Genomic DNA, 12,608 nt, shown 5'->3' with positions numbered 1-12,608 from the left:
CCCCGTTGACGTCAGACCTGGATGTCAAACGCCCCGGACCTCGATCGGTCCGGGGCGTTCGCGCCGGTGCCCCGGCAGGACTCGAACCTGCGACACCCGCTTTAGGAGTTCGATCCGAGCCCGTTCCGACTGCGGCCGTCGTCTGGAGCGACGGCCGGACCGGAGCGCTGGTGTATGCCCCCGTCCGGCGTCGTTGATGTCAGCCGTGGATGTCAGGTCGCCTCTCGATGCGAACTACAGGCACGGTGGTCGCTGAGGTCAACCGGGCACGTCAGACGGCCATCGGAGGTCGGTGGTGGTCGGGGCCGATTGCGGTGGTTGCTGTGCTTCACGGCTGTACAGCGCTCTTGATGACTACCGTAGGTTAGGCGTGGCTGGCTGCCTGGTGGCTTGGTTCCCCGTGAGTCCTGGTCGGTATCTGCTGGGCCAGAATGCGTTGCGCTCGCTCCACTGCACCTCGATCAGGGTCCGCAATTCTCTAGGCGTCGGCCATAGGGCACGGCGATGAATCATGCGGTGACAGTTCAAGAGCATGCAAGAGCGTCAGCGCAGCGCGTGAGCCGATTGCTTGATTTGCCTGCCGAGCCTGTCTGATCGTCGGCATAATCACGCTGCATGGATCAAGGTGTAGCAGCCATTTGGGCAGCAGGTATTGGTGTCGGTGGAGTGGTGGTCACTGCTGGCATGGGTTGGTACGCGGCACGCAAGGCGGCAGCCGCTCAGATGACGGCAGCTCAGGAAACGGCAGCTGCTCAGGTCGAAGCGGCGCTAGCAGGGGTGCGAGCGCAGTTCTCGGCGCAGCGCCAAGAGGCGATATGGCAGATTCGCAGGGAGGCGTACACCGCGTTCCTCGGACAAGTCGAAGCGGTGCGGGTGGAGGTCGTGGAGCTTGCCCATCTCTGCAGTGAGGCAATCGACACCATGGGTAGATCAAGCAGCACGGATCTAGACCTAGATACGCCAAGGCATCAGCTCGCTGAGACCTTCAAGAATTTGTGGCTCCGGGATTCGGCCCTCCGTCTGTCCGTCGACGTGGAGCAAGCCGAGCAGGCAGAGCAGTTGAGGCTGCTGATTATGGAAGCCGTGGAGGATGTCAGCGAGCTGGTCGATATGATTTACACCGGGCGCCAGTTCAGGGCCGCACGGAGGCGTTCCCAGACGTCCATCGATGCATTGCACGAAGGCATCGTGGAGTGGACCAGGAACGCCAGGTGGTATCTGGGGACGACAAGCCAGGAGCCCTGACGCGTAGGTGCGTACGTACCACACTCACCGTGTGCCGTCCGTGGCTCGCCAGACGTCATGGGCTGGCTGGACACTCGGCGCGCCTTGGGCAAGTAACACTGCCAATGAGGCATGGGGCTCCATGCTCTTCCCCGCCGAAGACGGCGGCGCGCTGGTGGCCTGCATTGGCGTACGGCGGGCGGCGAGTAATCACCGCTTTATGAGAGAGGCTGGAGTATCGGCCAGTGACCTGCCGTCTCGCTGGCCGAGCTGGCGGGCACGGATGCACCGCCAGCCACCCTTGTTGGCTGCTACCGACCCCTGCATCTGGCACGGCTGTGGCACGACGATCTGTCAGTCCGGAAGCAACTCAGGCGAGTGCTCTGCCTTGGGCTGGTGTACCTCTCACCTGGGCTGGTGGTCCGAGAGTCGCCTGGATGCGGCGCCTCGGGGCCGCCACAGAGTTGCACTGGCTGATCCAGATACCCGGACTCACCGCAGGGAGCAGCAACGGGAAATTGTCTGCTGAAGAACCGTCGAAAGGCATTCTGCGACATCTTTAAGGAAAACTAGGTAGCCTTCCACTTCGAATCGCGTTGGTTTCTCGGATCTGTCGCCGTGCGCTATCTTGTTCCGTCTGTTCACGATTTCTTCTAGCTTGACGCTTACCTTAATTCGCGTTGCATCATCCCCACGGCTGGAAATGGCTTGATTTACATAAGTGTCCATCTGCGTCAAAATATCTTGGACGTCAAGGATGGAGAAAACGCTGTCCAGAACCTCAGGTCGGGCGCTAGTGAATTGCCGAATTAATACTCTTGCCGAAAGGATTCGTGGATTAATCGTTCGGTTCGCATCCCAGAGAGGGGCATAAGCGGAGAACAGCTTGCGGGTTTTGTGGATTCTGTCAGAACCTGTAGTCCCGAAAATCTCCTGTATCCGCTCGCGGGTGTGCAGTTCGAGCAGACCTTCCGGGATGCGGCGAGTTGGCGGCTGCGCCTCGCAAATTTCATCGATCAACTCGGTGAGGGCAGATTTTACGAATCCCTCGAAATGCGAGACTAGCATCACCATGGCAGATCTATTGACTGCGTTCACCAGGTCGCGATGCTGGGATTGAATCGTGATGCCGCCCTCGCCGAGTGGTTGTGATGGCGCTGCGGCTAGTAGCGTCTCAACCTCATTCAAGCTGTCAATGAACTCGGAGAGCGAACCGAGAGGAATGTCAGCCATGGCCTCCCGCCTATTCCGGGAGCTTGGGAAGGTCGCAGCGCACGCCGAGCTTCACCAGCCCCTTGGCGAATGCAGCGATACGCCCGTGCATGCGGGTTCGGTCGGCTGTTGCGCGACCGATGGCGGTTTGAAAGCTCTCGCGGTCCAGCAGTTCTGCTCGCAGCTCTCTGATCTCTTCTGCTTTACTTACAGCGGCGCCTCTGTCTGAGAATGCAAGCGGCAGCATAATAGAGTCGAAAAGCGCTTTGTTGAAGGCGCCAAGTTTCCCATCCTTGACCAGCCTAAAACCTTCAGCCCCGAAGATATAATAAACTGTATTGCAGGTTTCAATGAAGACGCGTACAGCGTCGATGTCCGGAGTGCCGGTGCGGTGCTTGCGCATATACGTGTTTAGCAGTTGCCTCAATGGAGGGCGGTACCCCTCCAGATCCTCATGCAGGGCAAAGAACCGCAAAGCAAGTTCTTCGTAAGCCATCCGGCTGTTTTTAAGCCCTCCGAGGATTCTGGAGAAAATTGGGTTCTCTGCCAGCTCCTTAAGGAAGGTATTCAGTTCCCCGCGATAAATGCAGTTCCTGAGTTCTTGTGCTGCCAGCATCGCCGACCCGGTGTTCAGGCGCTCAAAAACATCGAATTTAATGTCGGGGTGTGAGTCATCGGTAATAACGATGCAGCGAATTGTTCTGTTGCTGAGTCGTCGCTGCTCCTTCAGGGGGAGTTCCTCGTAATAAAGCCCTTCGAATTCGCTGACGACCGAGACGCCGCGCAGTGCAAATTTTCCGGTGAGGAAGTCTTTGATCGTCTGAATTCGCTGGAGTCCGTCAATTACCTCGTAGGATCCGTCCTCATTTTCCGCAAAGTAGCAGACGGGGACAGGGATGTTTAGCAAAAAGCTTTCAATTAGTCGACTTGCTTTTGACCTATCCCATACGTATTTCCTTTGATACTCGATACTCAAGAGGAGTCGTTCTCTCTCGATGTCATCAACCAAAGTGGAGAGCGACAAGTCGTACGGTTGGGTGACGAGCCGCCGCTCCTCCAGCGGCACCGAAAGGGGCTCTGACTGCTCTGCAGTCACGTCCTCCTCTTCTGTGTCGTCGAACAAGGGGGTCTGGTCAGACTGCTCCGCCACTGCGCCGGCTCACCTCATTGGTCGCTTGCGTCCGATGTTGATGAGAGAACTGTAGATCGCTCCAGCCTGCTCGAGTACGGGCTTGTCCAAACTTGCGGCACTGGCGCTGGTAACGAGGTTGGTGGAGCGGCTTTGGGCGGGAGCTGCCTTGGGGCGAGAGATCGGGGCCCGTACGCTGGCCCGCGGATCGGGCTGGCTCCTGGCCTGCCCGCACGTGCCCGATGTGGGCCCCGATCGTCGAGGCTCGCCCCAAGGCGGCTGCCTAAAGCCGTCGGAGCCGACCGGGCCCAGCCACGACGGTGCCCGATCAGCAACCAGGGTGCTCGCTGTTGCCGCGCGGCCGGCGGACGCCGGGCCGGAGCGGGGCGGAGACAGGAGCGCAGGCCCGGCGGGGAGCCGGGCCGCGCGCGGCGAGCGGCAGCGAGCCGCCTTGAACCCGTAGAGAAGGTTGTTACTCAGTCGGCCGGTTGGGCTGGTGTTGACGGTCTCGCTCAATGGCGTAGGCGACCGTCTCGGCACACTGAACGGCGACTTGGAGGCGGTTGAGCACGTCTCGGCGGGCGGCCTCGATGAGGTCTTGGTGCGTGGTCTGGTCGCTGCTGGTTCTGGGGATCCAGAAGCCGCGGTGGCTGTGGTCGGACACGACGTCTTGGCAGGCGCGGACGACGGCGTTCAGGGCGGCGGTGATCTCGTAGCGGTACAACTGCTCGTTCTCGGCGGTGCGGTCGTGGGTCATGGGCGGGGCCTTGGGGTGGGGCGGGCGGTGAGCAGGTAGTGCACGGCGTCGTCGAAGATCGTGTGGGTGTACAGCGCGCCGGAGGCGAGGACGGCCATCGCGCGCTCGTGCTCTTGGTCGTCGTTGAGCCAGGCCAGGACGGGCCGGGCGGCCGGTGGGTCGAGCTGGTCGCCGAGGTGGCGGGCGCGGTGCCGTAACCAGCGCAGGGCGAGCCGCGGTGAGCTGGTGGGGTGGGAGCCGAGCCAGAAGGTGCGGCCGTCGTTCGGGGGGTGGGCGATCACCTCGCACCCGTAGGAGCGGGTCAGCATGGCTGGGCTTCCCGTACGGCCGGCTGTGGTGCGGAGGCGGCGGGGAGGTGGGCGGTCACCGTGTGGCCGTGGCCGTCGTGGTGGACCTCCATGCCGATGGCGAGAGCGGTGACGATGGCCAGTCTCCGGCCGTGGGTGGCGTCGGGGTGGGTGGGCCTGTCGGTGCCGGTGGCCGGCTGCTTACCTCGTACGGCTCGGTGATGGACTCCTGCGGGCTTGGCCGTTCCGCCGTTCCGGCTGCGGGTCCTGGGCGACGACCCGTCGGGAGGTCCGGCCGGTGCCGCCGCGTCGGGGTCTGATACGCCCGACCTCGACCGGCCTGCGGGTCCGGCTGCGGCTGGTGCCGGGGCAGGAACCGGCCGACCGGGCGGCCTCGGCCGAACGGCTCCGCCACGCCTGGGGCGTGCACGCGGCGTACGTGACGGAGGTCAAGCCGGGCGTGGTCGAGTTGCGCCTGGCCGGGCCGCCCGGTCGAGCCGCGCAACGTCTACCGTTCCTTCACCCGCGTCGCCAGGAAGGCCGGCCTGCGGGTGATCCGGCTGCATGATGCCCGGCACGGCTGCGCGACGCTGCTGACCGCCGCCGGGGTGGCTCCCCGTGTGGTGACGGAGATCCTCGGCCACAGCCAGATCGGCATCACCATGGACGTCTACACGCACGTGGTGCAGGACACCCAGCGGGAGGCGAGCAGCCACATGGACCGGCTGCTCAGGAGACGTCCCGACCACGGCTGATCGCTGCCGTTGACGCCGGCGCAAAACGTGGAGCCCCGGACCGTGATCGGTTCCGGGGCTCCGTGGTGTGTCAGGCGATGGTCTCGGGGCCTCGGCGCTCGACCAGTTCGCGGGCCGCGCGAAGGGCTTCTTCCTTGAGCTGCTCCAGCGGGATGCCCTGGCCTTCGTCCCAGTCCGCCAACTGGATGGCACACATGACGACCGACCGCAGTTCCTCGGGATAGCCGAGGTCCATCGCCGCTTCGGCCCAGATCAGATCGGCGCCGGTCGCCGGGTCCAGGGAACCGTCCACGATCTGTGCGGCCAACCAGTAGGCCAAGGCCCACTTGGCAGCGGTCGGGTCCGCGGGGACGTCGAAGCCGATTCCCAGCTCTTCCGCTACGTGGTCGAACAGCTCCTGGGCATGGTGCTCCTCGCGGCGACCGAGGCCGGCCAGGAGCGGGAGCGACGGCGAGTCGACGTCGGCCAGGAGCGCGTCGAGGGCCGCTTGGATGAGACGGTCGGAGCCGACGGGTCGCCCGAGCGCGCGTGCCTGCGCGAGGGTTCTCAGCTGCTTGAGCGCCTGGTCCTTGGTGACACCTGACACGTCCCGTCCCCCGTTGACGTCAGACCTGGATGTCAAACGCCCCGGACCTCGATCGGTCCGGGGCGTTCGCGCCGGTGCCCCCGGCAGGATTCGAACCTGCGACACCCGCTTTAGGAGATCACGTAAATTGATCAAGGGCGGATGAGTGCCGGTGAGTGCCGGTAATTGCAGACGGTGGATGCCGCTCAACCCCCGAAACGCGGCTCGATGAGTGCCGACGGGTGCGGGTGGTAGTGGGTTTTGTGGACTCCATGTGGACTCCCCTCACGACACGGCTCGGAGCGTTCGACCCGTGGTCAGCGCGGTGAGCACCTCGGCCGCCACGTCCTCGCCCGCGTGCTGGTACAGCCACGTCACCTTCGACCCGCGGTCGTGCCCCATGACCGCTTGGACGTCCTTCTCCGGGACCCCCGCGTCCTTCAGCCGCGTAGCGAAGGTGTGCCGGAGGTCATGGACGCGCGGCCACCACTGCTCCCGCCCGTTCTCACCGACAACCTTCCTGGCCACGCCCGCATCCTGGATCGCCGGAATCCACGATCTCCGGAAGTTGTGCCGCGTGAGGAGACCGCCCTGCGGGCCGCGGAAGACGAGCTCCTCCTCGTGCATCCCCGAGTCGATCGCCGACTGCGTCCGCGCCGGACGCCACCGAGCCACCATCGTCTCGACCGCGGCCACAGCCTCCGGCGTCAAGGGCACGGTGCGGAAGCCTGCGGCGGTCTTCGGGGCCGGCTGCCGGAACAGCTTCCCCTCGTCGTCGCTGAGCACTTCCTTCACCTTCACGTGCTGAGCGTCCAGGTCCACATGGCACCACCGGAGCCCCGTCACCTCCCCCCACCGCATCCCGGTCTCCTCCAGGAAAACCACCAACGGCCGGTAGTAGGACGGCAGGTGCTCCCGGATCAGCGCGCACTGCTCCCGCGTCGGCGGTCGCAGCTCGTCCGGGTGGCGCTTCGGCGCCGGGGACACCTCCACCTCGAGACAGGGGTTGACGGTGATCCGCTGGTCGCGGACGGCGTCGCGCATCATGGCGCGCAGCAGCTCCAGCACCTTCTTCTGCGTGTGGTGGCCCTTCACCTCGGACGTGATCCACGTCTGCACGTCGATGTACCCGATGTCCCGCAGCTTCCACGTGGCCCACTTCGGCTCGATGTGTGCCCGCCAAGCGGACTCCTTACGGTTCCGGGTGGTGATGCGGCCCTTCCCGTCCTGCGCCGGCCACCACAAGCCCCACCACTGCGCGAGGGTGATCTCGCCGCGCTTGGGGTCGAGGTAGGTGCCGGAGCGGACCTTGCTGCGCACGTCGTCAAGGAACGCCTCAGCGTCCCGGCGGGTCGGGTAGTTCTTCGCCTTCTGCTTCCCGGACGGGTCGCGGTAGCGGGCCTGCCACGGACCGATGCAGTCCCGGCGCCGCTTCCGCTCCGGGGTCGGGTACTTCTCCAGGCACTTCGCGCAACCGCACGTCTTACTGCGGATCTGTCTCGGGTTGTTCTTGGGACGTGGAGGCATCTCTCATCACCTCTCCGAGGGGCATCGCTGGGCGGGGACCGCGAGGAGACCGAGGGTTATCGGCTCGCCGCACCAGCAGACTGCCCCCTCCTCCGGCTGGACGACTGCCAATTCGGCCAGCACCCGCCGCACCGCGCGTAGAGCGTGAGGAGGCTTCAGGTGCGCGGGGATGGTAATGGTCTCCTGCTGCGGGTCCCACGGAGCCATGACAACGGAGGCGTAGTGGACGCGGACGCACATGTGTCCCCCTGAGCATGCGTGAGCAGTGGTGCCAGTGGGGGAGGACACCGGCTGAGATCAGACCGTAGCCGGATGCAGATGAATATGCGACTACCTAGACCACACTCAGGTCGAGCATGCCGCACACACGGTGACGGAAAAGCCTGCAACGGGCACTAATCGGACGCCCGGTTGTGCTGCGCGAGCGCACGCATCTCCACGAGCTTCGCCTGCTGCTGCTCCTCGGTGAGATCCCGGAAGTAGCGCAGCAGCTCGGCCTCCTGGTCCGGGGTGAGCGGGCCCGGCGTCTTGCGGCCGGCGGCGGCGAACACGCGGTCCTCGGGCAGGTTGTAGGCGTGGGCGAGGGCGCGGAGCGTCTCGCGTTTGGGGCCGCGGCCGGTGCCGCGCAGACGGTGGACCCAGGCGTTGACGGTGGAAGGGGCAGCACCGATTCGACGGGCGATGTCGCTGTCGGTGTCGCCCGTGGCGCCCTTGATCCATTGGATGAGCTGGGCAAGGTCGATGCCGTCTGGGGGGGTTTCCACGGGGCTAAGGATGCCCTTAGCTTCTACTTTTCACAAGTGAAAGTAGAAACGGTGGCGCGTTCGCACCACACGGTGACCAGAACGCTACTCAATGCATATGCCAATCCCCGTCGCCACCCACCCACACCCGTCCACACGCTTGCACACCTGCCACTCACACTGTAGAACTGTGGCAACGGCAGCCGACCGGCCGCCGGGACCCGCATGGCACGAGGTACCCCATGTCCAACCTGCTCCGCAGATCCAACGGCCAGCCCATACGAGACGCCATGAAGCGGCGCGGCATGAGCGGCCCGGACCTCGCGGAGGCCACCAAGCGGGTCGACGCCACCGGCCGCGGCATCAGCCCGGCCGCCGTCGGCAAAGTCGCCGGCCAAGGCAAGACCTCGTCGGACTCCTGCCGCCTCCGCACGGCATGGCTGATCGCCGAGGCCCTGGACGAACCCCTCCAACGGCTCTTTGCCATGCCTGAGGTTTCTACTGACACAGTGGAAAGGTGTAAACCCCATGACGACGATGACGCTCGCCGACCGTGAGGCGGCGCTCCCCCCGGGCGTCACGCCCCTGCTGACCAAGCAGCAGCTCGCCACCTACTACGGCGTGTCCGCGTGGACGGTCGACAAGTGGGTGCGGGACGGCTGCCCGACCGAGCCGATCCCGTTCTCCCGCGGCAAGCGGTTCGACCTGGAGCGCGTGAAGGCGTGGGTGGCGGAGCAGGCCGCGAAGCCGGCCGCCTGACCTACCCCCTGAAACGAGGTCGGGGCCGCCACCGGATTCCCCCCGGCGCGACCCCTGAGGCCTCACCCCAACCAATCCACAGAAAGAGAGGTAAGGCCGTGAGTTCACAGCCTATCCCGATCCCGCAGTTGGCCCCGGCGACGGCGCTGGTGCAGCTCCTGAGCGAGTTCCCCGAGCTGCCGCGCGCGAGGGCGTGGCACGTCGAGGACAACGAGCTGGTCGGCTACCTGCACGCGAACACCGTGGAGGAGTACGCCGCGCTGGACGCCTACGAAGCGGTGCTGGGCGGTGCTGTCTCCCGGATGGACTTCGAGTCGTTGGACGGCCCGCACCGGTCGGTGATGCTGGTGTCGTCGTGGCGGGACGTGCGGGTCTGCGTTCGGCTGCTGGTACCGGCGGCGGTGGACGACAAGGCGCAGGCTGCCGCGGCTGGTGAGCAGGTGGTCGCATGAGCGCCCTCACCGGACACGTCCGCTACGCCTTCAACCCCCGCCAGGGGGCCAGCTCCAACGGCGGCTACCACATCGTCCTCGACCAGCCGCTGAGCGCCGGGCGGTTGAGCCGCGAGGCCGGGGACGCCCTGTGCAAGCGCGCCGCCGCCTTCTGGGGGCTGGAGCGCGGGAACCCCGACCAGCAGCCCACGTGCACCTCGTGCTTGAAGCGGGCGGAGCGCTACGGCGTCACCGTTTCCCCCAAGGGGGTGGCCGCATGAGCGCCCGGGAGCCGCTGACGCCGGAGCGCGAGGCCGAGCACCGGGAGACTCTGGCCGCATTGGACTCGACGCATGCTGAGGTGCGCACGGTCGCGGTGGAGGCGCTGGCCGAGGTCGAGCGGCTGCGGGCCGAGCTGGACGAGATGGGCGCCCACCTCAGGCAGGCAGCCGGTCAGCTCGCCACCACCCAGGCCGAGCTGAAGAAGGCGCGGGACCGTGTCGCCGAGCTGGAGCAGCAGACCACCACCGAGGCGCCCGGCGACTTCACGGCCCGCGATCTGGTCGTAGCTCTGCGGGGGGCTGGCGCCGAGCGGGACGCGGTGGAGGCCGCCGCACGTGAGCGGCTCCGCGCCGAGGTGCTGAACGAGGCCGCGTCCGTGGCCAAGGGGTTCGCGGACCGGTTCCCGGACTTCGACGCCATGAAGGCCGCCGGGATCATCGGCCCGCATACGGCAAGCCGTGCGATCCATGACGAGCTGCGCCGCATGGCCGACGCCGCCGGGCGGGACGAGATGGCCGCCAGCCTCGCCCGCGACGGATTCGGCCCGGACGAGATCAACGCCATGCAGCACCGCCCCACCGAGTCGGTCCCCGTTCGCTGGGCCGGCGCCGTCACCTTCCCCGACAACAGGGACGACGGCGAGACGGTCGTCTGCTGCACCACCGACACCGGCCGCCGCGTCGCACTGCGTCTCAACGACGAGCACCGCGAGGCGCTGGGGCTGGCGCTCCTGCTGCCCGACGGTGACGGGGAGTTGGTGGAGCGGGACGCGCACCGCGCCGAGGTGCTGCGGGAGGCCGCCGACGAGATCGAGGCCGACTACCCGCCCGAGAGCGGCTACGACCGGGGCCGCGCCTGGGCCGTCGCCGAGCTGCGCCGCATGGCCACCGAGGCGGGTGGCGCCCGGTGACCGCGCTCCTCCTCGCTCTCCTCGGCACCGCCGGCCCCACCGCCCTCGCCGCAGGGCTCCTCGCCGAGCACCTGGCCCCACCGACCGGGCCGGCCCGCACCGCACCCGCACTCGACACCTGCGCCTGCTGCCCCCGCCCGGTACCCCGCGGCACCACCTACTGCGGCTGGCTCTGCCGCAACGAAGACGACCGACACGACCGCTTCGACTACCCGGGGGACGACGACTGATGTACGACCACGACTGGGCCGACGAGCCCCACGACGACCAGCCCGACGACGGCTACGCGCAGGCCCTCGCCGAAGACGGCTACAGCCCCGCCCAGCAGCGGCGGATCGTGCAGCGGGGTGAGGCCGCGTGAGCGCCACCTTCGGTCACGAGCCGGTCAGCTTCGGCGGCTCCCTCGTCTGCGCCCGCTGCAAGCAGACCGCCGCCCAGACCTGGATCGACGAGTACGACAACCCGCGCCGCCGCACCTGGTCCGAGCCCGTCCCGTGGCCCTGCACCAGCGCCATCGTCCTCGGCCTCGTCCCCCGCCCGCCCCACACCACCGGAGACACCATGCCCAACTACCTCGCCGCCGCGGTCGCCGCCTTCCAGCGCGCCAACCTCACCCCCACCGAGTGGGAGGACACCGAGGACGGCGGACACCTCACCTGGAACACCGCCCACCCCGCCCTCGACACCTGGAGCTCCTGGCCCGCGGGCGCGTCCCTCACCTGGGGCGAGGAGGGCTGGCACCTGGTGGACCTCGACGGGCACAACGCCATGCCGCTGCGGGCCGACGTTTGGGTGGACCCCGAGGCCCTGGCCCGGCTCGTGGAGCCGGCGCTGAGGGACGGCGAGGAGCCCGCGGACGGCTGGGGCCTGCCGCGGTGGGAGCACGCGCCGTCGGGCGGTGGGGCCGCGTGACGACCGCACCCGAGCGCGCCGGGGCCACCACGGCCCCGGTGCCTGAGCCGCCCAACGGCAACTGCCCGAAGTGCAGCCAGAAGTTCGAGTACTGCCGCTGCGCCCCGAAGGGCGGTCGCTTCTGATGGCCAACCTCCCGAGCTGGGTTTCCTCCGGGCCACCCATCACCGACCAGCAGCGCCGCGACGCCGAGCGCTACATCCGCCGGCGCATCACCGACGAACCCGACCGCATCACCGTCCTGGCCGCCCTCGGCCTCACCCACGACAACGAGCAGAAAGGAGGTGCCCCCTCGTGATAGCCACCGGAAACGACGCCATCAGCGAGGCCATCGCCGCCCGCGTCGGCGACCTCATCACCAACACCGCGGCCAACAGCCCTCGCTCGCAGCAGAAGCGCATCGGCCCGTCCGAGGTCGGCGACCCGTGCGAGCGGAAGCTCACGTACAAGATGTACGACTGGCCTACCGTCAACGACGGAGACCCCATCGCCTCCGTCCTCGGCATCGGCTTCCACGCCTGGATGGAAGAGGCGTTCACCGCGAAGCAGGCGGTCCTCCCGGATGGAACCCCCCGCTACAAGATCGAACAGCGGGTGGTCGTCCGCGAAGGGGCCACCGAAGACGCCACCCTCGCCGGGTCGTCCGACCTGTACGACCGAGCCACCGGGACCGTCTACGACTGGAAACTCACCGGCACCAGCTCGCTGGACCGCTACCGGCGCCAGGGCCCCGGAGACCAGTACCGCATCCAAGCCCACCTGTACGGGCTCGGGCAGGAGAACGCCGGCGAGCACCCGCAGCGCGTCGCCATCGTCTTCGTCGCCCGCTACCACGAACTCCGCATCCACGTGTGGTCCGAGCCCTACAACCGGGCCGTCGCCGAAGCGGCCATCGCCCGGCTCGACCGCATCCGCCAGCAGCTCTTCGACCTCGACCCCGAGGCGCACCCCGAGCGCTGGTCCCTGATCCCCACGAGCGAAGCCGCGAAGTGCCGCTTTTGCCCGTGGCTTCTCCCCGGGTCGACGGACCTGTCCGTCGGCTGCCCCGGGGCCGACACCACCGCCCAGAGCACCCAGCTCGAAGCACTCATCGCATAACAGAAAGAGGCAGATCA

At 67.0% G+C, this 12,608-nt stretch carries 19 protein-coding genes, 1 tRNA gene and 2 pseudogenes; 14 read left to right on the top strand and 8 right to left on the bottom strand.

The window, feature by feature from the left end:
• The first annotated feature begins 723 nt into the window (after window positions 1–723).
• Complete coding sequence (locus ABD335_RS23255) at window positions 724–1,245, top strand: hypothetical protein (RefSeq protein ID WP_344326776.1); 522 nt, start codon at window positions 724–726, stop codon at window positions 1,243–1,245.
• 471 nt (window positions 1,246–1,716) lie between these two features.
• Here ABD335_RS23255 and ABD335_RS23250 read toward each other — a convergent pair whose 3' ends face one another.
• From ABD335_RS23250 to ABD335_RS23235, 4 genes are all read right to left on the bottom strand, one after another.
• A complete protein-coding gene (locus ABD335_RS23250; RefSeq protein ID WP_344326774.1) occupies window positions 1,717–2,457 on the bottom strand; it encodes an MAE_28990/MAE_18760 family HEPN-like nuclease in 741 nt (246 codons plus the stop codon).
• A 10-nt stretch (window positions 2,458–2,467) separates the two neighbouring features.
• Window positions 2,468–3,532: a DUF262 domain-containing protein gene (locus tag ABD335_RS23245; protein ID WP_344326772.1), complete on the bottom strand. Its 1,065-nt coding sequence runs from the start codon at window positions 3,530–3,532 to the stop codon at window positions 2,468–2,470.
• 505 nt (window positions 3,533–4,037) lie between these two features.
• On the bottom strand, window positions 4,038–4,322 hold the full coding sequence (locus ABD335_RS23240; protein WP_344326770.1) for a hypothetical protein: 285 nt from the start codon (window positions 4,320–4,322) through the stop codon (window positions 4,038–4,040).
• Complete coding sequence (locus tag ABD335_RS23235; protein ID WP_344326768.1) at window positions 4,319–4,630, bottom strand: hypothetical protein; 312 nt, start codon at window positions 4,628–4,630, stop codon at window positions 4,319–4,321. Before ABD335_RS23235 ends, ABD335_RS23240 begins: the two co-directional genes overlap by 4 nt.
• Before the next feature lie 68 nt (window positions 4,631–4,698).
• Here ABD335_RS23235 and ABD335_RS23230 point away from each other — a divergent pair.
• Window positions 4,699–5,093: pseudogene (locus tag ABD335_RS23230) on the top strand (hypothetical protein); the annotation flags it as partial.
• A pseudogene (locus ABD335_RS23225) lies at window positions 5,092–5,364 on the top strand (tyrosine-type recombinase/integrase); the annotation flags it as partial. The pseudogenes ABD335_RS23230 and ABD335_RS23225, both read left to right, overlap by 2 nt.
• Before the next feature lie 70 nt (window positions 5,365–5,434).
• Here the strand turns inward: ABD335_RS23225 and ABD335_RS23220 are convergent.
• From ABD335_RS23220 to ABD335_RS23205, 4 genes are all read right to left on the bottom strand, one after another.
• The gene (locus ABD335_RS23220) at window positions 5,435–5,986 is read right to left on the bottom strand and encodes a hypothetical protein (RefSeq protein WP_344326765.1); all 552 of its coding nucleotides are present in this window, start codon (window positions 5,984–5,986) and stop codon (window positions 5,435–5,437) included.
• Window positions 5,987–6,025: 39 nt separating this feature from the next.
• Window positions 6,026–6,089, bottom strand: a tRNA-OTHER gene (locus ABD335_RS23215).
• 125 nt (window positions 6,090–6,214) lie between these two features.
• On the bottom strand, window positions 6,215–7,456 hold the full coding sequence (locus ABD335_RS23210) for a tyrosine-type recombinase/integrase (RefSeq protein WP_344326762.1): 1,242 nt from the start codon (window positions 7,454–7,456) through the stop codon (window positions 6,215–6,217).
• Between the two features lie 395 nt (window positions 7,457–7,851).
• A complete protein-coding gene (locus tag ABD335_RS23205; protein ID WP_344326759.1) occupies window positions 7,852–8,220 on the bottom strand; it encodes an XRE family transcriptional regulator in 369 nt (122 codons plus the stop codon).
• Between the two features lie 221 nt (window positions 8,221–8,441).
• Here ABD335_RS23205 and ABD335_RS23200 point away from each other — a divergent pair, with 221 nt between their 5' ends.
• The 11 genes from ABD335_RS23200 (at window position 8,442) to ABD335_RS23150 (ending at window position 12,591) form a co-directional block, all read left to right on the top strand.
• Window positions 8,442–8,756: a helix-turn-helix transcriptional regulator gene (locus ABD335_RS23200; RefSeq protein ID WP_344326756.1), complete on the top strand. Its 315-nt coding sequence runs from the start codon at window positions 8,442–8,444 to the stop codon at window positions 8,754–8,756.
• The gene (locus tag ABD335_RS23195) at window positions 8,728–8,958 is read left to right on the top strand and encodes a hypothetical protein (protein ID WP_344326753.1); all 231 of its coding nucleotides are present in this window, start codon (window positions 8,728–8,730) and stop codon (window positions 8,956–8,958) included. The genes ABD335_RS23200 and ABD335_RS23195 overlap by 29 nt, the downstream gene beginning before the upstream one ends.
• 98 nt (window positions 8,959–9,056) lie before the next feature.
• The gene (locus tag ABD335_RS23190) at window positions 9,057–9,410 is read left to right on the top strand and encodes a hypothetical protein (RefSeq protein WP_344326750.1); all 354 of its coding nucleotides are present in this window, start codon (window positions 9,057–9,059) and stop codon (window positions 9,408–9,410) included.
• Complete coding sequence (locus ABD335_RS23185; protein WP_344326747.1) at window positions 9,407–9,670, top strand: hypothetical protein; 264 nt, start codon at window positions 9,407–9,409, stop codon at window positions 9,668–9,670. The genes ABD335_RS23190 and ABD335_RS23185 overlap by 4 nt, the downstream gene beginning before the upstream one ends.
• Complete coding sequence (locus ABD335_RS23180; protein WP_344326744.1) at window positions 9,667–10,581, top strand: hypothetical protein; 915 nt, start codon at window positions 9,667–9,669, stop codon at window positions 10,579–10,581. The genes ABD335_RS23185 and ABD335_RS23180 overlap by 4 nt, the downstream gene beginning before the upstream one ends.
• Entirely contained in the window at window positions 10,578–10,811 is a 234-nt protein-coding gene (locus tag ABD335_RS23175; RefSeq protein WP_344326741.1) for a hypothetical protein, read from the top strand. The genes ABD335_RS23180 and ABD335_RS23175 overlap by 4 nt, the downstream gene beginning before the upstream one ends.
• Window positions 10,811–10,942: a hypothetical protein gene (locus tag ABD335_RS23170; RefSeq protein WP_344326738.1), complete on the top strand. Its 132-nt coding sequence runs from the start codon at window positions 10,811–10,813 to the stop codon at window positions 10,940–10,942. Before ABD335_RS23175 ends, ABD335_RS23170 begins: the two co-directional genes overlap by 1 nt.
• Complete coding sequence (locus ABD335_RS23165; protein ID WP_344326735.1) at window positions 10,939–11,493, top strand: hypothetical protein; 555 nt, start codon at window positions 10,939–10,941, stop codon at window positions 11,491–11,493. Before ABD335_RS23170 ends, ABD335_RS23165 begins: the two co-directional genes overlap by 4 nt.
• Window positions 11,490–11,618, top strand: a complete 129-nt coding sequence (locus ABD335_RS23160; RefSeq protein ID WP_344326732.1) for a hypothetical protein — start codon at window positions 11,490–11,492, stop codon at window positions 11,616–11,618. The genes ABD335_RS23165 and ABD335_RS23160 overlap by 4 nt, the downstream gene beginning before the upstream one ends.
• Window positions 11,618–11,791, top strand: a complete 174-nt coding sequence (locus ABD335_RS23155) for a hypothetical protein (protein WP_344326729.1) — start codon at window positions 11,618–11,620, stop codon at window positions 11,789–11,791. Before ABD335_RS23160 ends, ABD335_RS23155 begins: the two co-directional genes overlap by 1 nt.
• Window positions 11,788–12,591 (top strand): PD-(D/E)XK nuclease family protein, encoded by an 804-nt coding sequence (locus tag ABD335_RS23150; RefSeq protein WP_344326726.1) that lies wholly within the window; start codon window positions 11,788–11,790, stop codon window positions 12,589–12,591. Before ABD335_RS23155 ends, ABD335_RS23150 begins: the two co-directional genes overlap by 4 nt.
• Window positions 12,592–12,608 lie beyond the last annotated feature (17 nt).

The sequence above is a fragment of the Streptomyces macrosporus genome, from assembly GCF_039533145.1.
In the GTDB taxonomy this organism is placed as follows: Bacteria; Actinomycetota; Actinomycetes; order Streptomycetales; family Streptomycetaceae; genus Streptomyces; species Streptomyces macrosporus.
Note: the sequence above shows the minus strand (reverse complement) of the source record. Positions and strands in the feature narration are given on the sequence as shown.